This window comes from Nostoc foliaceum FACHB-393, assembly GCF_014698505.1.
Taxonomy (GTDB): Bacteria; Cyanobacteriota; Cyanobacteriia; order Cyanobacteriales; family Nostocaceae; genus Nostoc; species Nostoc foliaceum_A.
The window spans coordinates 24,974-47,442 of sequence record NZ_JACJTD010000054.1 but is presented as its reverse complement, the minus strand read 5'-3'; the positions used below and the strand labels follow the sequence as shown (position 1 = coordinate 47,442).

General features: G+C 42.8%; 17 protein-coding genes and 2 pseudogenes. 7 read left to right on the top strand and 12 right to left on the bottom strand.

The features are described from left to right. Window positions 1-128 precede the first annotated feature (128 nt). The 3 genes and pseudogenes from H6G92_RS29735 to H6G92_RS29725 form a co-directional block, all read right to left on the bottom strand. Window positions 129-257, bottom strand: a pseudogene (locus H6G92_RS29735) (ATP-binding protein); the annotation flags it as partial. A 3-nt stretch (window positions 258-260) separates the two neighbouring features. Continuing rightward, complete coding sequence (locus H6G92_RS29730; protein WP_190899201.1) at window positions 261-1,934, bottom strand: SpoIIE family protein phosphatase; 1,674 nt, start codon at window positions 1,932-1,934, stop codon at window positions 261-263. Between the two features lie 156 nt (window positions 1,935-2,090). Beyond that, the gene (locus tag H6G92_RS29725; protein WP_190899199.1) at window positions 2,091-2,810 is read right to left on the bottom strand and encodes a response regulator transcription factor; all 720 of its coding nucleotides are present in this window, start codon (window positions 2,808-2,810) and stop codon (window positions 2,091-2,093) included. 287 nt (window positions 2,811-3,097) lie between these two features. Between H6G92_RS29725 and H6G92_RS29720 the strand changes: the two genes are divergently transcribed. Both H6G92_RS29720 and ftsE read left to right on the top strand, forming a co-directional pair. Then, complete coding sequence (locus tag H6G92_RS29720; protein ID WP_190899197.1) at window positions 3,098-3,853, top strand: WecB/TagA/CpsF family glycosyltransferase; 756 nt, start codon at window positions 3,098-3,100, stop codon at window positions 3,851-3,853. Window positions 3,854-4,043: 190 nt separating this feature from the next. Further along, window positions 4,044-4,790 (top strand): cell division ATP-binding protein FtsE, encoded by a 747-nt coding sequence (gene ftsE / locus H6G92_RS29715; protein ID WP_190899195.1) that lies wholly within the window; start codon window positions 4,044-4,046, stop codon window positions 4,788-4,790. A gap of 42 nt (window positions 4,791-4,832) precedes the next feature. Here ftsE and H6G92_RS29710 read toward each other — a convergent pair whose 3' ends face one another. Together H6G92_RS29710 and H6G92_RS29705 are read right to left on the bottom strand one after the other, a co-directional pair. Next, window positions 4,833-5,609 (bottom strand): armadillo-type fold-containing protein, encoded by a 777-nt coding sequence (locus tag H6G92_RS29710; protein ID WP_190899193.1) that lies wholly within the window; start codon window positions 5,607-5,609, stop codon window positions 4,833-4,835. Window positions 5,610-5,715: 106 nt separating this feature from the next. Further along, window positions 5,716-6,300: a hypothetical protein gene (locus tag H6G92_RS29705; RefSeq protein ID WP_190899191.1), complete on the bottom strand. Its 585-nt coding sequence runs from the start codon at window positions 6,298-6,300 to the stop codon at window positions 5,716-5,718. A 518-nt stretch (window positions 6,301-6,818) separates the two neighbouring features. On the opposite strand from H6G92_RS29705, the gene H6G92_RS29700 reads away from it, so the two are divergent. After that, window positions 6,819-7,715 carry an alpha/beta fold hydrolase gene (locus tag H6G92_RS29700; RefSeq protein WP_190899189.1) on the top strand — a complete coding sequence of 299 codons (897 nt, stop codon included), beginning with the start codon at window positions 6,819-6,821 and terminating at the stop codon, window positions 7,713-7,715. Window positions 7,716-8,329: 614 nt separating this feature from the next. On the opposite strand, the gene H6G92_RS29695 is transcribed toward H6G92_RS29700, so the two are convergent. Next, window positions 8,330-9,292: an orange carotenoid protein N-terminal domain-containing protein gene (locus H6G92_RS29695; RefSeq protein ID WP_190899187.1), complete on the bottom strand. Its 963-nt coding sequence runs from the start codon at window positions 9,290-9,292 to the stop codon at window positions 8,330-8,332. Between the two features lie 576 nt (window positions 9,293-9,868). On the opposite strand from H6G92_RS29695, the gene H6G92_RS39780 reads away from it, so the two are divergent. Next, complete coding sequence (locus H6G92_RS39780; RefSeq protein WP_313890008.1) at window positions 9,869-10,081, top strand: high light inducible protein; 213 nt, start codon at window positions 9,869-9,871, stop codon at window positions 10,079-10,081. Between the two features lie 64 nt (window positions 10,082-10,145). Further along, on the top strand, window positions 10,146-10,385 hold the full coding sequence (locus tag H6G92_RS29690; protein WP_190899185.1) for a hypothetical protein: 240 nt from the start codon (window positions 10,146-10,148) through the stop codon (window positions 10,383-10,385). A 544-nt stretch (window positions 10,386-10,929) separates the two neighbouring features. Here the strand turns inward: H6G92_RS29690 and trpE are convergent. From trpE to H6G92_RS29675, 3 genes are all read right to left on the bottom strand, one after another. Next, the gene (trpE, locus tag H6G92_RS29685; RefSeq protein WP_190899183.1) at window positions 10,930-12,459 is read right to left on the bottom strand and encodes an anthranilate synthase component I; all 1,530 of its coding nucleotides are present in this window, start codon (window positions 12,457-12,459) and stop codon (window positions 10,930-10,932) included. Window positions 12,460-12,553: 94 nt separating this feature from the next. Then, window positions 12,554-12,979, bottom strand: a complete 426-nt coding sequence (locus H6G92_RS29680; protein WP_190899181.1) for a photosystem I reaction center subunit II PsaD — start codon at window positions 12,977-12,979, stop codon at window positions 12,554-12,556. 145 nt (window positions 12,980-13,124) lie between these two features. Continuing rightward, window positions 13,125-15,134 carry a DICT sensory domain-containing protein gene (locus H6G92_RS29675; RefSeq protein WP_190899179.1) on the bottom strand — a complete coding sequence of 670 codons (2,010 nt, stop codon included), beginning with the start codon at window positions 15,132-15,134 and terminating at the stop codon, window positions 13,125-13,127. An 826-nt stretch (window positions 15,135-15,960) separates the two neighbouring features. On the opposite strand from H6G92_RS29675, the gene H6G92_RS29670 reads away from it, so the two are divergent. Beyond that, entirely contained in the window at window positions 15,961-18,252 is a 2,292-nt protein-coding gene (locus H6G92_RS29670) for an amylo-alpha-1,6-glucosidase (RefSeq protein WP_190899207.1), read from the top strand. Window positions 18,253-18,400: 148 nt separating this feature from the next. On the opposite strand, the pseudogene H6G92_RS29665 reads toward H6G92_RS29670, so the two are convergent. From H6G92_RS29665 to H6G92_RS29655, 3 genes and pseudogenes are all read right to left on the bottom strand, one after another. Continuing rightward, a pseudogene (locus H6G92_RS29665) lies at window positions 18,401-18,754 on the bottom strand (hypothetical protein); the annotation flags it as partial. Window positions 18,755-19,181: 427 nt separating this feature from the next. Beyond that, window positions 19,182-19,511 (bottom strand): DUF2973 domain-containing protein, encoded by a 330-nt coding sequence (locus tag H6G92_RS29660; protein WP_190899177.1) that lies wholly within the window; start codon window positions 19,509-19,511, stop codon window positions 19,182-19,184. Window positions 19,512-19,841: 330 nt separating this feature from the next. Further along, window positions 19,842-20,159, bottom strand: coding sequence for a DUF2605 domain-containing protein (locus H6G92_RS29655; protein WP_190899175.1), 318 nt, complete (start codon window positions 20,157-20,159; stop codon window positions 19,842-19,844). 425 nt (window positions 20,160-20,584) lie between these two features. On the opposite strand from H6G92_RS29655, the gene thrS reads away from it, so the two are divergent. Beyond that, window positions 20,585-22,435, top strand: a complete 1,851-nt coding sequence (gene thrS / locus H6G92_RS29650; RefSeq protein WP_190899173.1) for a threonine--tRNA ligase — start codon at window positions 20,585-20,587, stop codon at window positions 22,433-22,435. Window positions 22,436-22,469 lie beyond the last annotated feature (34 nt).

Here is a 22,469-nt window from a genome sequence, read left to right as displayed (position 1 = left end):
GCAGCTTTTTGGTACTCCTGATCCAGAACCTGCTATTGCTTCTAAAAAACAGGCTCAAAGGCAGTACGAAAGAGAGTTTCGGGTCAAGTCATATTGCTATTCTACTTGAGTTTTGTCAGTCAACCAGGTCTCAAACGGCTTGATTGCCGTGACCAGTCCACAGATTCTCCTAGCTGGATTTTCAAACATCCCAGCAACCAGTTTTCGACAATATTCAGAAAATTCAAGTCACTTGGTACATGAAGCTCACTTTTCATTACTTACAAAATCTCCAGTGAAAGTATAGTTTGATCATCTTCTTGAACGTGGTTATCTGCCTGGATGCGAGCTAGTAAATGGTTAAGAGAAAGCGGTTGTTGCTCTTGTTGCAAGAGTTGCCAAAGACCATCTTGATTCAGCATAGAACGGTTAACTGGGTCAACGCCAGACCCGGTTTTGACTGTTAAATCACAATCACTTGATACCATTGCTTCTGTAATTCCATCGCTGGCCAGTAACAATGTGTCTCCAGCAGCAAGAACCAAACGACCTGACTGTGCCTGCCACTTAGGCAAGATTCCCAAAGGAACACTGCGAACTTTGAGGTAATTGGGATTGTCGGCTAAATTACCTTGGCGTGACCATAACAGTGGATAGATATGACCGGCATTAGTGTAGACGAGTTCCTTAGTAGTAGGGGTATAGCAGGCTAAGACAAGGGTGATGAAATAATTGTTGCTAATCAAGTCTTCACTGAGAGCGTGGTTGAGGTTCTGCATGACCACATTTGGCTCGGCTGGTGCTTCTTGAGATAATTCTCGGCGCAAAACTGAAATAATACTAGCCATAAATAAAGCAGCTGGGACACCCTTGCCAGAGACATCACCCACTGCCAACCACAAGTCGCCTTTGGGATGGACAAACACTTCAAAAAAATCGCCTCCTACTTCCCGCGCAGGGTAGCAACAGGCTTGCACCTTCACACCTTTGATGTCAGGTAAACTTTGGCGTAACAAGTTGTATTGAATTTGGCGAGCCACCTCTAACTCGGTGTGAATCTGCTGTTGCTTTTCTTGGAGGCGCTGGTAGAGTTTTGCTTGAGAGAGGGCTAAGGCTGCTTGTTCGGCAACACCTGCAATCAGTTGGATGTCTTCATCTTGCCAGGGGCGATCGCGTCCCCATTGGTGGAGGGCCAGCACAGCCAACAGATGTTGCTGATAGCTAAGTGGCACAACCAGGTGATGACATGGGTTGCCGTCATATATTTCTTGAGCAAGTTGATAATGACGGGTTTCGAGAACTTTTTCAATTAAAATACTGGGGTCGAAGAAGCAATCTAATACACGGGATTGAGGATCGCGGTATAAGAATTCGTCTGGGGTGAGACGATCGCCCTCTACTGGTCTGAGCAAGCAACTGGTAGCTTCAAATGTTTGTCCAAGAGTTGCTACAATCTTTTGCAGCATACTGTCGTAGTCTAAAGATTCCCGAATTGCTGTTGTTACCGCATTAAACAAAGATTCTCGCCGTAGGGCCCGACGCAACTCTTGCGTGCGCTTCTTAACTAGGCGATATGTATCAGTGGCTTGCTCAACTAACGCTCTAAGCCGTTCAGGGTTCCAGGGTTTGGTAATGTACTTGAATACCTGACCGGAGTTAATTGCATCCACCAAATCTTCGACATCAGTAAAACCAGTTAACAAAATCCGAATCGTGTCTGGAAAGCGTTCTACGGTGCGGCTAAAAAATTCGGTGCCATTCATTTCTGGCATTCTTTGGTCAGAAATAATCACCGCCATTTCCCCAAATTGATCCAAGATTTCCAGAGCGCCAAAGGCATGATTGGCTTTATATACTTGAAAATCTCGCCTAAAAGTACGGTAGAGTAAATCTAAGTTATCTGGCTCATCATCTACCACCATGAGCTTGAGTTTGTCCACCCCGATCTCAGCCATATTTGACTTTACTTTTTACATATTTAAATGGCGAGATAATATAATATTTATCCCACCTGACAATCAACAAAAAATTAATAAGTAATCATTTTCAACAGTTATCAGTTATCAGTGTTTCAAACCTTGATAACTGTTCACTGTTCACTGAATTTCACCTTACCCCACCAACCCAGAACGCAAGGCGCGGACTGCTGCTTGGGTACGGTCATCGGCACATAGCTTATTCAAAATATTGCGAACGTGAGTTTTAACAGTCCCAACAGTTATGTAAAGCCTTTCCGCAATTACTGCATTACTACAACCTTCGACAATCAACTGTAACACTTCTAACTCCCTTTCTGTCAGGGTGTAAGGTTGAATTCCTTCCAGATTATCGACATAATCAGGGTTAGAGGCAATAGTCTTAGTATCTACAAAAGCTGATTCCAACTTTTGGGGATTTTGTTGTGCTTGTTGTAATACAATCCGAGCGATCGCCGGATCGATCCAGGCGTTGCCATTGTAAGTGACTCGCACTGCTTCCAGCAAATTATCGAATTTGATATCCTTCATACAGTAAGAGTCTGCACCAGCGGCAAAAGCTGCCAACACAGCTTCTTTGTTATCCCGCAGCGTCAAAATTAACACCTTTGTTAGTAGCTGCTGCCCATTAGCAGTAGATTTTACCTCCCGTGTCAGTTCAATGCCATCTTTATCTGGTAAACCGATATCTACAATAGCAATATCTGGTTGTACCATTTTTAACATTTTTAACCCCTCAGTAGCATTGGCAGCTTCACCTACAACTTCAATTTCATCCTTTTGCAGTAGTGCTGTCCGAATACCCACACGAGTTAGGTCATGATCTTCAATCAGAGCGATACGAATTTTACTCATAGCCAACTTCAGCCCGTTACACTACCTTAACCAGAAAGTCGAGTTTCGTGACATACTCCCACACTAACTGCAAGCAGTATAGTGGGTGCTTCTGTTCCCGGAACCAGAGTTGCGAGTTGAGCGTTTTATACTGAGTGAATATTACAACTTTAACAATAGAATTTGGACTGGTTTAGCTCAAGTACAAGGGCAGTGGGAATCCCTCTTGCCTAAGTTCTAATATAAAAAAATTTGATAAACTTAACATTCAAGGAAATCTGGTGTGAGAGGCTAATCCAGAATAGGCTATGTCTAAAGGCAATCAAGCATTTTCAGTGTTGGGAATACCAGTTCATGTGATGGCTAACTATCCAGGCTGGTTGTTAGAATGCCTCCACGCAGGCAGAGGAACTCATGTAGTAACGCTCAATGCAGAAATGACTATGCAAGCAGAGCAGAATCAAACCCTAGCTCAGGTCATTAAAAATGCTGAACTAGTGATTCCAGATGGAGCCGGAGTTGTTTTGTATTTGCGGTGGCTGTTATGGCAAAAAGTGCAGCGTTTTCCGGGAATTGAACTAGCAGAAAAACTTTTGCAAGAACTTGGGCAACAGAAGACAGGGGCAAAGGTATTTTTCTATGGAGGAGCGCCTGGAGTGGCTTCAACTGCGGCAGATTTTTGGCAGCAGCAAATTCCAGATTTGAGTATAGTAGGCACTCACTCAGGCTACCATTCTCCAGAAGAAGAAGCACAATTACGACAAACTCTGGCTCAATTACAGCCACAAGTGATTTTTGTCGGTTTGGGCGTGCCACGTCAAGAGTTATGGATTGCCGAAAATCGCCATTTGTGTCCTCAAGCAATTTGGATTGGCGTTGGTGGTAGTTTTGATATTTGGTCGGGAACTAAAACTCGTGCTCCAGCCTGGTTAGGAAATAATAATTTGGAATGGTTGTATCGGCTTTATCAAGAACCTTGGCGTTGGCGGCGGATGTTGGCTTTACCAGCGTTTGCTGTGAAAGCGTTTGTTTATCGTTTGACAGCAAGGGGTGCAATTAGTTAAAAGTGCTGCTAGCGTTAGCGGGGCGTTGAGCCAGTGTTATTACTGAGTTAGTATTAAAGTCTTCAAAAAATTTAAATTGTCTTTGTTGAATTTTCAATTCCCAGGCGAAACCTGGGAATTCTTATTTTGGGGAGAATGTCAAATTTAAACCCGTAAGCGATTTGGTTGTGGGGATGAGGAAAATTTAACAATGCCAGTATTAACAACTCAAGTTAAGACAGACAAATCTTTTCATAAAAAGGACGGTGAAACTCAACAGCACGGTAGCAATACTACCGCAAAGGTACAATTGCAATCTGTAACCAAGACCTATGCTAACGGCACTCACGCCTTATTGAATGCGAACCTTGAGGTAAAAAAGGGAGAATTTCTGTTTATCACAGGGCCAAGTGGTTCTGGTAAATCAACGCTATTGAAACTGTTGTATGGCCAGGAGTTACCCACACAGGGAGAAGTAATTGTTGATGAATGTGATGTAGGGGGTTTACGGGGCGATCGCTTGTCATTATTGCGGCGACGGATTGGTATTGTGTTTCAAGATTACAAATTAATTACCCAACGGACAGTAGCTGAAAATGTGACTTTTGTGCTGCAAGCTCAAGGGTATACCCGTAAAGAAATTCAACGACGTTTAGAACCAACTTTAAAGTTGGTGGGTTTACTGAGTAAAGCTGACTGCTTTCCAGATCAACTGTCTGGTGGAGAGCAACAGCGGGTGAGTATTGCCCGTGCGATCGTTGGTACACCACCACTGCTGTTGGCAGATGAGCCTACTGGGAATCTCGATCCAGATAATTCCTGGCAAGTGATCCAGATTCTCCAAAAGTTAAATTCCTTTGGGGCTACAGTAATTGTTACCACCCACGATGAACAATTGGTGCGGCGATGCAATCATCCGGTAGTGCAAGTTCGCAATGGACGACTATCTCGAAAATAGTCATTAGTCATTGGTCATTTGCAAAGGACAGAGAACAAAGGACTAAAAAACGTGGTGTTTGACTTTTGCAGATACGGGTATAAAAGTTGCTGCTTTTTTGAGTGGTAGAACTTGTAGGCGATGGTCTCCGACCGACCGGAGGTCATCGTAGGCTTGTAAACTCTTAAAAGCTGCCTCTCGGATCACAACTTCCTCCTCTCGACTCAGTAGGAGCTGCAAGCATTCGACAATATCTTGCTGCACTGAAGAATCAACTCTCTTCCGGCTGATAAATTTAGTTAGTTGACGTAGGGCAATCAACCGTTTCAATGGATCTTCTTCTGTTAAATTTACCAACAACTGATCGAGGTTATCTTCTTCTCGATTTTCATAGAAGTTGACAATTTGCCATACCAATAAAATTAAAGTTAACAGGGTTCCAACGCCTTGCACAATAGCACCAGCGGCAATCCAGGAACTGTGAGAGTCAACCCAAATTGCCGCTGCCATGTAAGTACTGACAGTAGCAATACCACCACTGATGACTGCTAAGGCTAATCGACGATTTGAACTGTTTAAGAACCTACGTATCTTAGACCAATGCAATTGCCAGTCCCACACCTGCATTGAGTAAACCAATACCATGACCCCAACGCCAATTAAGAGAGCCAATAGCAGTTTCCAGTTCCACAACAACATGGCGACGACGATTGTTAGGAACCCAAGAAAACCCCCAGGACCAGAGAAGCGCTTAAATGTTTGCTGCTTTGGACTTCTTTCTATCTTGAATTTTGGAAGCGACCAGTTCCAGTTGGGGATCTGGTTGATCAATTGCTGCATACTTTCGCAGTGCCTTGGAGTGTAATTGATGATCAATATACTCTAAAAGAATACCCCGACTGAGCAAGTAAGCTTAATTTGGTCACTGAGTTTTCAACGTTTTAGTTTAAAGACAAAAACGAAAGTTATCAAGAGTGAACTGACCATCAAAAGCACAGAAGGTAACGCTGTAGATGTTATTCACAGTTATAGATAGTAAGGTATTAGGGGAAATTGCCGAGTCTGAATTGGCAAGATTAGCGCTTGGTAGTACAGTTTGTCCAAGCAGTTGCCGATCGCGATCGTAGGCGGAAAGCACTAGTCGTTGCGAACTAGTGACAAAGGCGCTAACTGAGTTAACCGGACGCAAGAAAGTAGCTTCTAAAAATCCGCTTTTAGGCGCTCCCATTAAGACTGTTAGCCCTGAATAGGCTGGAAATGCTGGATTTGATGGCTGTATTGCTAGAGAATTGTGAAAAATTACTCCCCAGCGTTCATACTGGTGCTCTACTGCTTCAAAACACTTCAAGTCTTCTAAGTCTAAACAAATACAGGTAGGTACAGTGGCTGTGGCAGCATCAATACCTGACTCAATCTGCTCCCCCCAATCTGAAGATTTAATTTTATTTTGTATATTAAACTTGTCAAGCGCAAATTTAGCCTCTTCAATCGTTGGTAGTTTATTTGATTGAAGAGTAGCCTGCTTTACCATGACATCCCGCCTTACCATTACCTAGAGAATAATCAGATTTAGTAATACATCAAAAGCTATTGTTTCTACATGTAAAGCTAGAATTAATAGCTTGTTAAAATGAGTGTTTTCACTCTTTTTGACACTCAAAATTATTTATGAGTTTCTTGATAGACTACCATAAAAACTTATGTTTTATTCACGCTGTAGTGATACTCGCTACCACTAAAAACCCTTGTATAACAGTAGTTACAACGTTAAGTTACTTTTTTTTGTGAAAAAAATCACCAAAACTTTACAAGTAATCCAATAATTTTATATCTACTTAATCTGACGATAGCGAGAAGTCCTAAAGTGATTGGTTCGCCGATAATAACAATAAGTAGGGAGTTTGAACTAAATAGCTAAGTATTCTGGGGTGACCAAATGAAGATGCGGTGAAGCGGATAAATTATCAAATACTCTCTCCGTGTCCCTCCATCTAAAAGTCTATTCTGTTACTTGTGCAAACTGATTACTACAGTTAACAAAAAATACTTATGTTTCAACCACCAGGATTTGAACAACGCTCCATAAATACCTCATTAGGTAGAATGGTATATTATACTGCCGCTGGGTCACCTTGGCAGAACAATGTAACTGCCAAAGATGATCGGGAAACTTTAGTGTTCCTACACGGCTTTGGTGGTGGATCTTCTGCTTATGAGTGGTCGAAAGTTTATCCGGCTTTTGCCGCTGAATATCGGGTCATTGCACCAGATTTAATCGGTTGGGGTAGGTCTGAGCACCCGGCACGGAGTTATAAGATTGAGGATTATTTATCCACCATTCGGGAGTTTATTGAGCAAACTTGTATCGGCCCAGTAACAGCGATCGCTTCTTCTTTGACCGCAGCCTTTACAATTCGAGTAGCCTCAGATCATCCTGATTTATTCAAGTCTTTAATTCTCACTACGCCTGCCGGACTTTCCGACTTTGGCGGAGACTACTCCCGTAGTTTTTTTGCCCAGTTAATCAGCGTTCCCCTTGTTGACCGTTTACTTTACAGCACTGGGGTAGCCACTAGTGGGGGTATTCGTAGCTTCTTAGAGCAACGGCAATTTGCTCAATCTAATCGAGTCTACCAAGAAATTGTAGATGCTTATTTACAATCAGCCCAACAGCCTAATGCTGAGTATGCAGCACTGTCCTTTGTCCGTGGTGATTTATGCTTTGATTTATCTCTTTACATTCAACAGTTGACCACTCCCACCGCCATTATTTGGGGAAAAAGGTCGGAATTCACAGGGCCCTCAATTGGCCGCCGCCTTGCCGAAATGAATCCCCAAGCAATCCGATTTTTTCAACAGTTGGAAGATGTGGGATTAACACCACAGTTGGAATTGTCAGCAGTGACGATTGGGTTAATTCGCCAATTTTTACCTTTACTTAATTAGTGGTTTGTTCACTAGTTAAAAACCAATTCTAATTTCCTACCTTCTGCCTTATATCCTGAGTAAATTCCAAGCATAATTGTGTAGCTTGACTTTGGATTATCGAGGCTTAATAAAACAAATTAAGGGCGTTGCTCAATTATATTATGATTTGGCAATGCCTTTAATTCAACCTTAAAATTACTTACGTGTTGCTTATTTAAACTGCAAAGGCATCTTGCTAAAAATATAAATAATTCTGTAACTGTTAGTACTAATAAGCCCAGTAGATAAGTATTAACTATAAATTTATCCTGATTAGGCGATCGCAAACAATGAAATTTCAGTTATGAGTAACGCAACCGCGCTTGAAGAATAGTCAAATATCTAGTTAATCGGGTATGTTTTGCGTGAAAACGTACTAATTAAAACCGAAGCTTTTAACAGATATTATTCATCTGCGATCGCCTCTACTAAAGCTACATCATTTTGTGTCCACAAATGCGCCTTTTACAAGATCGCCGATACCAAATGAGCCATTATTAAGTTTCTTTTGCTTAAGCGTGGCGATGTCTACGACGGGCTACGCCCTACGCTCTTTCACTCATCCACGCTTAAGCAGCGACTAACTTAGCCTTCTACTTACGTACTAGGTTGAGTAGTTCTTTAGGAGAAGCAAGCAAGTCAATCCCTACGAAGAAGATTTTGTCTTGGGGATCTAGCAAAAACCGCCATGCAATATTCATCCCCACACTGGCACCGAACCAAGGAGTTTGAACTTTGCCGGTAACTTTAATCTGGGTATAGCCATCTTCTACTGGCTCCGATACACCACGCTCTGGGATCATCTTCAATCCCTGGCATTCTTCACGCATATAAGCGCGGATTGCCTCTTGACCAACAATCGGTCTTTCAAAGGGGGGTTGCAAGGCACCTTCAGAGCGAAACAGCGCAACCGCAGCATCAAAGTCATTGGCATTCATGTTATTGATATAGCCCAGCACCGTAGGATTGTTAATACCCTCGATGGTAACTTTAGTCCGAAATGCTGGTGCTGTGGGAGGAGCCACAGGCTCTGAAACTTTTTTGTAACTACCGGGAGCATTCGGGTCAAATCCCATGCTAATTACGGTATTGCGTAAGATTGTGATTTGTTGACCGGAATCAGCATTGCGGATGGCTTGCAACACGTCAGCAGCTTTGGGAGAAAGTTTGTAGCCTTCTGGGATAGGAGCAACGATTCCCTGAGCCATCCATTCTCCTAACTGATACCAGAAGCCCAACTTGATGTTTACAGTGAAGGATGCATAGGAGCGGCAGAGGGGAGTGTCAGCACGGTTAGCCAAATCGTACATGACTTGCGTTTGAGCCTCGAAAGGCATCTGTTTAATTTGTTCGAGTAAGCCTTGCGCGAGGATCATGTTGGCTGCACCAGGAGCAGCAACCGTAATACTTCTACCCATCTCGGTATAGGCAAACCAGAGTAATGCTAGTTGATCTTCAGCATTGAGCTGAGAGAATGATTCGATAACGGTTGGAACAACATTAGCAACTAGGGTACCGGGAAAAATGCTTTGAGCCGACTGGATAGTAAAAGACATAGCAGAAATTCCAAAAAGAAAATTACAGTTCGATCGAATGTGCAAAGACGGAAGAGAAGTGCGTTTAGCTGTTAACAAAGGCACTCAGCAGTATTTGCGACAGCCTGTCGTAGACATCGCTCTCAACTGCATAGTTATTTAGAAAGCTTTAACAGTGGTTTAACGCAGTGATGTTGCTTTTGTAACTATATGTAAAGAAACATAACAAGTTCGTTACAAATAAGCAATACCTTCTCAGCTATAGATTGATAACTTCTACTTATGCAAATGATAGTTTTTGCTGAAGTTAGATTAAGGGCAATTGGTGCTTTTCTGTGTGTTTACTTCCAAGAGCGTGTAGCCCGTCGTAGACATCGCACGTCTCTATAGGCATCAAATTTCCAAAAACAATCCTTAATTGAAGCTATTGCGTTACCAAAAAGGCGATTGTAGACATCGGCGACTTCTCGCACAAATCCGAAATACCCTACTTACTTGATACGGTTTTTACTACCTTTATTTTTATGTCAAGTAGTTGTAAATAATATTTACAATGCTTAACATTAGTTTATAAATGGCAAAAGCAAGGAGTAAAAGATAACAAGTAGAGGCTTTACCATTGACGAACGTGGTCAACTCAACAGATTTGCGACTGAACCCAAAGTTTATGTTGATCAAACCCCACAGACAGGCTTCACTGAATATGCTGAAAAACTCAATGGTCGTTTGGCAATGATTGGTTTTGCCTCACTCATAACCTTGGAAGTTTTCACCGGACACGGTTTGGTTGGATGGTTAACCACCCTTTAGAGAAGACACCTCAGATTTACGAATTTTCTTCAGTTGACAAATAAAACAATTTAGAGGCAAACTTATGAAAACTGATTTTGATTACCCCAAAAAAGATTTGATTGGGCCAGTCGTTTTTAGACCTAACTTCAACAACTTTGAGACCATTAATGCAAATCAAGCGTGGTCATTGTTTTTCACAGCCGGTCAAGACGACAAAGGACTGGGACAAGAAATTGAATTCGGCAGGTTTTTCACTAACCTCTTAATCGCTATTGGAGTAACTGGAATTTTTTGGGGAGTTTACTTCAGCCAATTGGGATGAGCAAGTTTGTTCATTTCTAGTATGTAGTAATTTAAACTGAAGTCTTGGATTTAGATACCAAGACTTCTTTTAAATACGTTTAAAAAACTCTGTTTAGCTTTGGAAAAAGTTTGATGTTGATTGGATTTATAAAGCTTCCCAATTTGTCACGGTATTGTGGGTATGTGGGCTTAGAAGTAGCACAAATTGTTTCCAAACATCTTGCAGTTCAAAGTAAAACCTATGTGATCCAGAATAGAAGGATATTGATAAATCAACTTTTAAAGTCTGGTCTAGATTCTCATACAGCAAATCGAACTGTTACTGTACTTATATCAAGTCCGGTTTTACAATTAACCAATAAAAACCAGTGTGCAATTAATTGGCGAAAGTAACTATACAGGCAGACAAGGGGCAAAATCCCATTGTTAAAGGCAGGAAAACTTCCGCCTGTACTAGTCCCATTTCTTAACCAATGGTTGGGGAAGCCAAACTCCCTTCTTTACTATGTCTAAGGAACTCTTCCAGAATTACTGAATTAGTGTACTAGTCCCCAATCCCCAGTTCAACGTAAACAACGAATCGCCTCTAATAAACCTCTGGCTTTATTCAGGGTCTCTTCGTATTCTTTTTCTGGCTCAGAATCAGCCACCAAACCTGCACCTGCTTGCACACTCACCGTATTATCATGTACTACCATTGTGCGAATTGCGATCGCAGTATTTAATTGCCCTTCAAAATCGTAATATCCATACACACCAGAATAAACACCCCGACGGCTAGACTCTAACTCGTGAATAATTTCCATCGCCCTAATCTTGGGTGCGCCGCTTACAGTACCTGCTGGGAAGCAAGCTTTCAACAAATCCCATGCTGTTTTATCAAGTGCTAATTTCCCGACAACATTGCTGACTATATGCATCACATGAGAGTAGCGCTCAACTACCATTAATTCATCAACTTTGACGCTACCATTTTGACAAACACGCCCCAAATCATTCCGCCCTAAATCTACAAGCATCACATGTTCGGCAACTTCCTTGGGGTCTTCGAGTAAATCCTTTGCGAAGGCTGTATCTTCCTGGGTAGTTTTACCTCGTGGACGCGTCCCGGCAATTGGGCGTACCGTTGCTATCACTCCACCATCTGAATCAGTTTCCGCTTTCACCATTACTTCTGGACTGGAACCGATGATTTGCCAATCTTGGAAGTTAAAGTAAGCCATGTAAGGCGAAGGATTTATCTGGCGTAGGGAGCGGTAAAGTGCAAATGGGTCGCCTGTATATGCTGTTGATAATCGCTGGGAAATTACTACTTGGAAGATATCGCCTGCTTTAATGTAGTCTTTGGCTTTTTGGACGCTGGCACAAAAATCAGGGCGGGTGAAATTGCTCTTATAGTGCTCTGTCTCTCTGCTCCCCTGCTCTCCTGCTCCCCTGCTCTCTGGCGGTTTCCATTCCAATCTAGTTTTTTGCGGCGATAGTGGTAGAGATAGCTTTTCGAGCATTTGGGTGACGCGATCGCACGCTTGTTGATAGGCTGCTTTCAAATCTACTTTCGGATCGCGTAAATCAGCATAAGCGATCGCCCAAATTTTCCGCTTCACTTGGTCAAAAATCAATAGATGGTCTACCTGCATCCATAACCCATCAGGGATATTTCGCTCATCTGGTGGATGAATTGGCACACGCGGCTCAATCCAGCGAATTAGTTCATAGCCCCAAAACCCAAACAAACCACCAATTCCTGGCGGTAGCTGTGGTAACTTGACTGGATGAAAAGGTGCTAAACATTCGGCTAAAGCTGTAAAAGGGTCGCCTGCAAAAACGACCTGTGAACCATCACGGTTTTTCTGAGTCGTGCGATCGCCCCTTGCCTCCAAAACCCACAGAGGATCGCAACCCACTAAACTATAGCGTCCCAGTTTTTCCCCACCTTCGATCGATTCCAACAAAAAGCTATAGGGCTGGCCTGCACAGACTTTATACCAAGCAGATACAGGCGTATCTAAGTCCGCTACCCATTCTTGATATACCGGGACGAAGTTGCCTTGTTGCGCTAGGGTGGAAAACTGGGAGAAATCCGGAAACATCATTATTTTTCAAAGGTAATTGGTAATTGGTAATGGGTAATGGGTTTTTACTTACCAATTACCCATTACTAATTACCCATTAGCTACTAACATCTAGTTACGGAGCGTCGTAGGTAGTAACACCACTAAACTTAACTTTGGAGGGACTGGGGTTTTGTCCGATCCGACGGTCTACATAACGCACTTTGTCACGACCTTCATTTACCTTTTCAGGGAAGACACCATCAGCTGGGTGAAGTAAAGTGGTTTCTCCGTTAGGTAAAATCCGGTAAACTTTATAATCTGTGATTTTGAGTTTCCGGAGTTGCTGACCGCCCAAAAAGATGCCATATTCTTTACGAGCTATATACAGCAGGTTTTCACCTTTCCGCATAGTAGCAGCACCACCTGTAGGCAATTCAAAAACTTGCTCTTTCGGGCTAGTCCAAGTGATAGCGTACTTTTCTTCGACTTGTGCTTTAGTGAGCAAGCCACCGGTGCTGCCAGCAAATAGTGGGGTTTGTCCAGAGAGTGTTTCTGCCATAAAGTCTGTTCTCTCAACGTTTTTAGGGAATCCTAACACTGCAACCAGGATCATATTGCGATCGCGTCATAGACTGTAACAGTTTTTAGTCATTAGTCGTTAGTCATTAGTCAAAAAATAATGTGCCATGCCCCATATTCAATATCTATTTACTCTTGACTTTTGTCCGCTTTTCCTCTTGGCTACTCTGAACAATCGGTATGGTGAAGTGAAACTGACTACCCTGGTCTTTGCCAGTTGACTCTGCCCAAATTTCCCCACCCCAGCCATTAACAATTTGACGGCAAATTGCTAAACCAAGTCCAGTTCCGCCAGTGGTGCGGCGCAGCGCTCCCTCTTCTTGATAGAAGCGGTCAAAAACTACTTTTAGACGATTCGGTTCAATGCCGCGTCCAGTGTCAGCCACAGTCACCTCAACCATTTGATGGTTGTTGTAAATCGCTTTAATAGTGATTTCTCCTTGGGGTGGCGTAAATTTACAAGCATTGTCCATGAGTTTTGCCAGTACCTCTACTAGCCAATCACCATCAGCCCTTACTAGAGGTAGGTTTTCGGCGATTTGAGTCTTGATTTTGGGCGGCTTTTCCGTTGAGGAACGCGTGCGATTGCGGCTGAGTGATAAATCTATACACTCTTGTAAAGTGAGGGATTCTGGATGCCATTCCACCCGACCGCTTTCCAAGTTGGAAAGTGTGAGGAAATCTTGTACCAATTTTCGCATCCGTTCCGAATCGGAAAGAGCAGTGTTGAGCATGATCTGCTGCAACTCCAAGGGCATATCCGGCTCACTAGCGAGACTTTCTAGGCACACTTGAATGGTGGATAGGGGGGTACGCAGTTCATGTCCGGTGATGGCTATGAGGTTGCTACGGGTGCGATCTAGGGCTTCTAGCTGCTGGTTAAGTTCTTCTAGGTTGGCATAAGCTTCTGCTTGGATGAGAGCTGCTCCTACTTGGGTGGCGATCGCTTTTACCAAATCCAATTCCCCTGGTTGACACTCGTGCGGTGGCATTCGGCAATAGTGCAACTCCACAATGCCCAATAATCGCCCCTGATAAAACACTGGTTCCATCAGCCAAGAACGAATGGCAAACTTTTTGGCGATCAAGGAAAGTCCTGGTGAATTGTTTACGCGAGGGTCATTCAGTGTATCGCTAATACAAACACCTTCGCCTTGTTGCACTATGTCCTGAAATAGGGAATTTTTCTCTAATTCCCAAGTTTGCCCAAGTACCGATAAAATACCGGGATTCAAAAACTCGTGTTCAATTATGGCTTGGCTATCTGTGGCTTGAGCGCGGTAAATTAGACAGCGACAAGCTTCTAGGTGTTGTCCTAATTCTTGTGCCGCCACTTGCAGAACTTCGTGAGGATCGAGCGATCGCCGAATGGCAGTGCTAATCGAGTTGACTAATCGTTCTTTTCGTGCCTGGGCAGCAATGGAACGGTAGGCTTTGTGCAGTTTGTACTGACTAGCTTGCAAGTAAGTTACCAAGCGCTGCACAAAGGGATCTGTATCGATGTCACAAGCATATTCGTTGATCTGTTCTGCTCCAGAGTGGCTTCGCGGCTCTCCTATGCCAAACCTCTGACGTGCCTCCTCAATTTTACTTGCCAGTTCTGGTCTGTAAACCAAAATTCTGTCTAACAGCAATTCGGCTGCTTTGAGGCTAACTCCCCTTTCCGATGTCCAAACTCCCTCAAATCTTCGCGCTGTGTCTATATCCAGATTAGGGCTTAGTTCTGGTAGTTGCTTGTTTTTGGCAATAGAACCAAGGCTTTCCCGGCAAACTAGACAAGTAGCATAATTGTCAGCAATCACTACTAAATGCCACTCTTGGCTTAAGCCATCCTTTGGCTCAAAAGCGATCTTTTCGTAGTGTTCGGAACTGTTGGCGAAATCAGTTTCTGGAGCAGATAATACGTATATTTGGTTACTCCGCAAGGCAAGTCGCTGGTAGCGATGAGCTTCTTGGCGGTAGAATCGCTCTCGCTGGAAACTAGCAATTACAAGGGGTTGTGCTAAAGTCGCAGCCAAAACTTGATCTTCCATCGCATGGGAGAGCGCCGTTAGTGAAGCCTTAAAATATAGCTGGGGCCGCAAGTATGGTAGGGACTTTAGCAGATCACTCAGCACAGAAGTCGAAATGCTCATGAATTATTGTTAAACGCTCAACCTCGACAAGATCCACGTCACAGCTGCATTGTACAAATTCCAAGGGACTCTCAAGTTAAATAGAGAGTTGCAATATGTAAAGAACGCTAAAAAGCACTTTCTGCCAAAGCAGGCGCAACACTTTGTTACCAATTAGGAGGAGTGCGTACAACTTGATTTGTTGATTGACAACCTACTACGCCCAATATACATTCTCGACCAACTTTGAAATATGCTTCCACAACTAAAATATTTCAGCACTAAGTACCAAATAACTAATTGTTGTATTGTTTTAACTGCTATATTCACTAATAACCACTGATTCTTGATATTTCACGCGTTGGCGTAGCCAGTCGTAGACACGTTGATTTATGCCGACTAAATAAATTTTCTTATCCAAAAACTATTACTGCTACATTCACATAATTTAATCAATTAATTAATTACCATAAATTAGTCTAATCAAATTCCATAGCTATTTAAGACAAAATCGTATAATGGTAGAGAAAAAATGCTGTCTATGTTCAACAAAAGCAATGAATTCCGCTTTATTGCTGAGTATTATATGTGCCTTGTGTCTTATGAAAGTTTAATGACTAATAAATTTTCTAAAAATCCTCAGTTTTCAGCCTTGACTTTAGAGTTATAAAATATAAGTTTATAATTATCTGCTTATACAGGTTTGAGCGCTGCTAATTTGTCAGCAGTATGGCTCCAATGGCTCAAGCAAGTTTTAGAAAGCGTCTTTTTTTTGAAAGTTGTGAGGGTCAGCAACCTCTACTCAGAAGACCACAAAAATATAGACCTGTACACGGAACTTTGGCTAATGACACCGGATACGCTAATGACCCCGGAAAAAATTTTCCTGGATGGAAAAACTTTTATTCCTGCCGAACAATTACCTATCCCGGAGTGGCCTTGTGTTGTGAGTGAAAGACCACAACCGACACTGACGGTTAAGGATGATGATTTATTTTTTGTGACGGATACTATCGGGAATATTTCTGGATGTTCCCTCAACGATGGTAATCCTAGCATGGGATTGTTTTGTTGTGATACGAGATTTCTCAATCGCTTGGAGTTGCAAATTGAAGGGCGATCGCCTGTACTCCTCAGTAGTACTGCTGAAAAAGGGTTTTCACTTTCAGTTTTGTGTACCAACCCCAGAATCGACGAACGCCTGAAAGCAGACACTGTAGGCATTCGCCGGGAAATGGTGCTGAATGGGGCACTATTTGAAGAAATAGAAGTATCTAATTACAGCACAACAACTGTCAATTTTGAACTAAGCATCAGCTTTGATGCAGATTTTGTTGATTTATTTGAAGTCCGGGGTTATGACAGAGAAAAACGAGGTAGGCTCTTACGTCTAGTAGAACCTACGACTGAAGAAGGAACAGTTTCTCTGGTCGATGGTCTTTCGCCTATAGCTAAAGAGCCACCAAGTTTTAGGGAAGAATCTTTAACACTCGCCTATCAAGGTCTGGATGGCTCGGTAATGGAATCCCGTCTTCTATTCCAGCATCGTCAACCAAACTATTTCAAGGGTTACACTGCGGTTTGGCAGCTAGAGTTGGCTTCCCACGAAACTCAAAAGCTGGGTTATCGGGTGAGCATGTTGAAAAATAACCAGTCCAGTTCAACCGTGAGCGCCGCCTTCACTTTAGGACAGGCGAAAGCTGCTGAGTTGATGGAGGAGCAACACTGGGTACAACAAATTACACGCATTAGCTCAGATAAGAGCATTTTCAATCGTGTGATTGAGCGGGCCGAGCAAGATATGTATTTGTTGCGCCAGTCTTTTGGGAAGTATAAGACTGTTTCGGCTGGAGTGCCGTGGTTTTCTACACTCTTTGGGCGAGATTCGTTGATTACAGCTTCCCAAACCCTGATGTTAAACTCACAAATCGCCAAAGAAACGCTGATATTACTGGCGACATATCAAGGTAAAATCGACGATGAATGGCGCGAGGAAGAACCGGGTAAGATTTTGCACGAGTTACGTTTGGGAGAAATGGCTCGTTGTCAAGAAATTCCCCATACGCCTTATTACGGTACAGTTGATGCCACTCCTTTATGGCTGATGCTGTATGCCGAACATTATGCTTGGACTCACGATCAAGAACTTCTAGAGCAACTTTGGCCGAATGCTCTAGCAGCAATGGACTGGATCGATCGCAATACGAAAGAAACCGGCTATCTCAGCTACTTCCTTAAATCCAAACGTGGTCTTGCTAACCAAGGTTGGAAAGATTCTGGTGACTGTATCGTAGACCATAAGGGAGAATTAGCCAACGGCCCAATTGCCCTTTGTGAAGTGCAAGCTTATGTCTATGCTGCAAAAATGCGTCTAGCAGAAATAGCTAGGATGAAGAAGCGTCTTGATTTGGCAGATCGTTGGCAAGAAGAGGCCAGAAATCTTAAGTTTCGTTTTAATCGAGATTTTTGGGTGGAAGACCATGATTTCTGCGCTTTGGCTTTGGATGGAGATGGCAAGGCAGTAGATAGTATTACCTCAAATCCCGGTCATTGTTTGCATTTGGGTCTTTTTACACACGAAAGAGCCTATAGTGTAGCAGAACGGTTGCGAGCACCAGATATGTTTAATGGTTGGGGCATTCGCACCCTGAGTAGTTTGTCACCCGCTTACAATCCGATGGGGTATCACATTGGTTCGGTTTGGCCTCATGATAACGCTCTGATTGCAATGGGATTGCGATCGCTCGGTCTTATCGATCAAGCCTTGGAACTTTTCCAAGGTTTATTCGACATGACTGAACAGCAGCCTTACCAACGTCCTCCAGAACTTTTCTGCGGCTACGAACGGAACGGTGATAATGCTCCTGTGCAGTATCCAGTTGCCTGCACTCCCCAAGCTTGGGCTACTGGTAGTATTTTCCAACTACTGCAAATGATGGTTAACTTGGTGCCTGATGCTCAGAATAACTGCTTGCGAATAATCGACCCCGCTTTGCCAGAATCGATTAATCGTCTTTCATTTCATAATTTGCGAGTTGGCCCCACCATCCTCGATTTGGAATTCGAACGCTCTGGTACTACGACTGCTTGTCGCGTTGCAAAAAAACGCGGTAATTTACGCGTAGTTATCGAAGCATAGAAAGATAGTAGGGAGTAGGGAGTAAGTAATTCATCACTCCCTATTTTATGCTTGGTGCGTAGGCGTAGCCCGTCGTAGACATCGCTCAGTACCATGACCTGAAATTCAGTACCAGTGTTTCCTACCATCTACTCCAAGCAAAGCAGTGTTAGCTTGCTTCATTGCCAGTGTGTAGAGTTTTCAACAGCTGCTCTGTAAGCTCGATCAATTCACAAACAGTATTTTGCGTAATTTGTGTAGTTTTGAAGCCATGAGCAATAGAATTACGTAATGCGAGTGAATTCATTAGTAACTGATACTCAGATTTTGAAATTACACCTTCAGTTGCTAATTGCTTCACTAAGTAGAGTGGATCAAATCTTTCTAAATATTGATTAGAAGAAGAGTTAACTGAGGAGCGTGACTTGACTTCAATCACTACATTTTCTTCTCCCCGACGTACTATCATGTCGGGGCGATAGTGATTAAGAAAGTCAGGTAAGTCTTCTGGATTTGGATGAAAAAAAACTTCGTATCTTGAAGCCGATTGCCCTTACTGCGCTTACGAGCCTGTTGTGATACTGGTGGCCCATCTACTATGAACTCAAATCTGGTCAATGCACTTTTCAATAATAGATTACAGGTTATTCTATGTTACTAACCTCGAACACAAGCAAATAACTCAAGTTCTCATGACAAAGGAATACTGCCGTTACTAACTGTTCCTGCGTTTCCCTAGTAGCTTCGCTGAGTGCTTCACTAATTATCTCATCACCCACACTAAGTCCTTTCAGCCTCAACCTGTGCAAAGTGGACAACACAAGGTTAACTTACCAGCTTACCGACGCGATCGCCTCAAATTCAAAGGATGGGAATAGAATTTTGCTAGGGGAAGGGTTAAGGATGTAAAAACAACAATAGTTTACACCCAAACTTCTAACTTCTAACTCTTATACTTCATCAGAATTTTCTCTTTTATGTCCTGGGGATGCTTCGTAAAGTGCATCGAGATGTTGACGCGCATCTTCAACGTTAATCGAACGCATTACCAAAAGTGGCTCTTTAATTAAGTTACCCGCGCTATCTAATAACTCTGGATGGGGTACAAACTGTTTTTTTGATGAATAATAACCATAGTTGCCTTGATTATTCATTGGCGAGGAATTCGTCGGGTAAGTTCGCTCCCGATCAAAACTGAACATGATCAGGTTACGAATTAAGTTGCCAACAGCTATAAATGCAAGGATTGTAAAAGCAAGAATGTAAAGCAGGTGTAACATTGGATTTTCCTCCAGAACAGCAATTTTTAAAACTTTATTTTGATTTTTCTAACGCTTTGCTTCGCCGACACTGTAACTCACAGTTAAGACGAGCATTTGACGCACAAAGAGTGCGTTTACATTTATATGGGGCTATTTGTCAACCGTCATTTCACTTACGGTAGCATAGGATACATTATCTTGTTAATCCAAATAATGTTAAGAAAGTGTTAAGAGTTTTTTACTATTTCTTTGACGGCTGATTGACCGTCTTGTGTAGACGCAAAGGGGCTTGTCGTTAGAGATCGCTAAGTAGTCTGCCAAAATTTAGCAGATGCTTCTATCTGTTGCTTAGACTTCACGCGCTTGACGAAAGCGCATTGCGACATTCCAGCATTCTGTTACTAATTGATGCCAAGGCATTAACGTTGCCATATCAATTCCGACTTGTTTATCAGTAGCAGTAAACAGCATCTTCGCCGTATTTAGTTCATCCTGTGCTTGCTTAACCCGCAAGAGCAAGTCAGATTGCTCTTGGTGACTCATAAATGATAGTTGCTCGGTTTCGAGTAAATGGCGCGATCGCATAAACCAATGCTGAAAATCTTCCAGCAGGGGTTCTAAAACCGTTTTCAGCAAATCAGTCCCTGGTAAATTCGAGTCTGACATAAATGAGAAGAATATTTCAAACTTTCTTACTAATATTAACGTTATTTACGTTTCTTAACATTTTTATTATTTCTCTCATAATTCCGAGGATATGAAAATATGTAACAAAGAACACAGAATTCATTATATAGTCTTGCTCATGGGTTTGTACAGTTCCTTTGGATAGGTGTCTACATATCATATCGGGAGTTAGCTGACACCGAGCTGCAATTCATAAGTTAATTTAGCGATGTCTACGACGGGCTACGCCTACGCGTGGAATCCTGAATTTGATATTCACCGAACCGATCAAAAATTTATCTTTATCCCCTATCACAAATGAAGTCAGTAGTTGGAAGATAAAGCTGATCTGGCAAAAATCAAAGTCGTTATAGTTGAATAAGCCTACAGATTCAGATAAATCACCTTTTGTAATCACTTCGCCAATGGTTCAGCAGCCAATGTCGCTAAATTCATCAAATCAGTCACAACAGTCAGAACAAGTTGAAAAAATTTATTTACCGCGTACTAGCGAATCAGACAACTTAAAAAAGATTCGCCACACTGCTTCCCATGTAATGGCAATGGCAGTACAGAAGCTGTTTCCCAAGGCGCAAGTTACAATCGGCCCTTGGATTGAAAACGGTTTTTACTACGACTTCGACAATCCAGAACCATTTAGCGAAAATGATCTCAAAGTCATCAAGAAAGAGATGGCTAAGATTATCAATCGCAAACTGGCAGTAATTCGGGAAGAAGTCAGCCGCGAAGAAGCCGAACGCCGGATTCAAGGAATTAACGAACCTTACAAGCTAGAAATCCTAGCAGATATCAAACAGGAACCAATCACGATTTACCACCTGGGGAATGAATGGTGGGATTTGTGTGCGGGGCCTCATCTGGAAAACACCGGTGAATTAAACCCGAAGGCAATTGAACTAGAAAGCGTTGCTGGTGCTTATTGGCGTGGGGATGAAACCAAAGCCCAATTACAACGCATCTACGCCACCGCTTGGGAAAGTCCAGAACAACTCGCTGAATATAAGCGACGCAAAGAAGAAGCACTGCGCCGAGATCACCGGAAACTGGGTAAGGAACTGGGATTATTTATATTTTCTGACCAAGTGGGGCCGGGTTTACCTTTGTGGACACCCAAAGGCACTCTGTTAAGGAGTACTTTAGAAGATTTCCTTAAGCAGGAACAGCTAAAACGGGGTTATTTACCTGTAGTAACACCTCACATTGCCAGAGTAGATTTATTTAAAACCTCTGGACATTGGCAGAAATATAAAGAAGATATGTTCCCTCTAATGGCGGATGATGAGGAGTCCGCGGTCAATGAACAAGGCTTTGTTATGAAGCCGATGAATTGCCCTTTTCACATCCAATTATATAAGAGTGAGTTACGCTCCTATCGGGAACTACCTTTGCGATTTGCAGAATTTGGCACTGTTTACCGCTATGAACAATCAGGAGAATTGGGCGGTTTAACGCGGGTGCGCGGTTTTACTGTGGATGATTCTCACCTGTTCGTCACCCCAGAACAGCTAGATAGTGAGTTTCTCAGTGTGGTGGATTTGATTTTGTCAGTGTTCAATAGTCTACAACTGAAGAACTTTAAAGCTAGACTCAGTTTCCGCGATCCAGCTAGTGATAAGTACATTGGTTCAGATGAAGTTTGGGACAAAGCCGAGAGTGCGATTCGCCGTGCAGTTGAAACCTTGGGAATGGAACACTTTGAAGGAATTGGAGAAGCGGCTTTTTATGGGCCAAAACTCGACTTTATCTTTAGTGATGCCCTAGATCGAGAGTGGCAATTAGGAACCGTGCAGGTAGATTACAATTTGCCAGAACGCTTTGAGTTAGAGTATGTTGCCGAAGATGGTGTTCGCAAACGCCCAGTGATGATTCACCGTGCTCCTTTTGGTTCACTGGAACGACTAATTGGGATCTTAATTGAAGAATATGCGGGCGATTTCCCTCTGTGGTTAGCGCCAGTGCAAGCTAGATTACTGCCAGTGGGTGATACACAGCTAGACTTTGCTAAAGATGTGGTGGCGAAGATGAGAGCGTTGGGCATCCGTGCAGAAGTTGATACTAGTGGCGATCGCTTGGGTAAACAGATTCGCAATGCAGAGAAAGAAAAAATACCCGTGATGGCAGTGGTGGGAGCTAAGGAAGTGGAAACCAACACCTTGAGTATCCGTACCCGCGCCTCTGGAGAATTGGGAGTTATCCCTGTAGATGAGGTGGTGGATAAAATCAAGGATGCGATCGCTAAGTTCGAGACTTTCTAAAATCTAACTACAGACGCACACTAATTATCATTGG

Coding starts and splice junctions, on each gene's coding strand:
- H6G92_RS29730 (WP_190899201.1), bottom strand. CDS start 1,934: ATGGCTGAGATCGGGGTGGACAAACTCAAGCTCATGGTGGTAGATGAT.
- H6G92_RS29725 (WP_190899199.1), bottom strand. CDS start 2,810: ATGAGTAAAATTCGTATCGCTCTGATTGAAGATCATGACCTAACTCGT.
- H6G92_RS29720 (WP_190899197.1), top strand. CDS start 3,098: ATGTCTAAAGGCAATCAAGCATTTTCAGTGTTGGGAATACCAGTTCAT.
- ftsE (WP_190899195.1), top strand. CDS start 4,044: ATGCCAGTATTAACAACTCAAGTTAAGACAGACAAATCTTTTCATAAA.
- H6G92_RS29710 (WP_190899193.1), bottom strand. CDS start 5,609: ATGCAGCAATTGATCAACCAGATCCCCAACTGGAACTGGTCGCTTCCA.
- H6G92_RS29705 (WP_190899191.1), bottom strand. CDS start 6,300: ATGGTAAAGCAGGCTACTCTTCAATCAAATAAACTACCAACGATTGAA.
- H6G92_RS29700 (WP_190899189.1), top strand. CDS start 6,819: ATGTTTCAACCACCAGGATTTGAACAACGCTCCATAAATACCTCATTA.
- H6G92_RS29695 (WP_190899187.1), bottom strand. CDS start 9,292: ATGTCTTTTACTATCCAGTCGGCTCAAAGCATTTTTCCCGGTACCCTA.
- H6G92_RS29690 (WP_190899185.1), top strand. CDS start 10,146: ATGAAAACTGATTTTGATTACCCCAAAAAAGATTTGATTGGGCCAGTC.
- trpE (WP_190899183.1), bottom strand. CDS start 12,459: ATGATGTTTCCGGATTTCTCCCAGTTTTCCACCCTAGCGCAACAAGGC.
- H6G92_RS29680 (WP_190899181.1), bottom strand. CDS start 12,979: ATGGCAGAAACACTCTCTGGACAAACCCCACTATTTGCTGGCAGCACC.
- H6G92_RS29675 (WP_190899179.1), bottom strand. CDS start 15,134: ATGAGCATTTCGACTTCTGTGCTGAGTGATCTGCTAAAGTCCCTACCA.
- H6G92_RS29670 (WP_190899207.1), top strand. CDS start 15,961: ATGACACCGGATACGCTAATGACCCCGGAAAAAATTTTCCTGGATGGA.
- H6G92_RS29660 (WP_190899177.1), bottom strand. CDS start 19,511: ATGTTACACCTGCTTTACATTCTTGCTTTTACAATCCTTGCATTTATA.
- H6G92_RS29655 (WP_190899175.1), bottom strand. CDS start 20,159: ATGTCAGACTCGAATTTACCAGGGACTGATTTGCTGAAAACGGTTTTA.
- thrS (WP_190899173.1), top strand. CDS start 20,585: ATGGTTCAGCAGCCAATGTCGCTAAATTCATCAAATCAGTCACAACAG.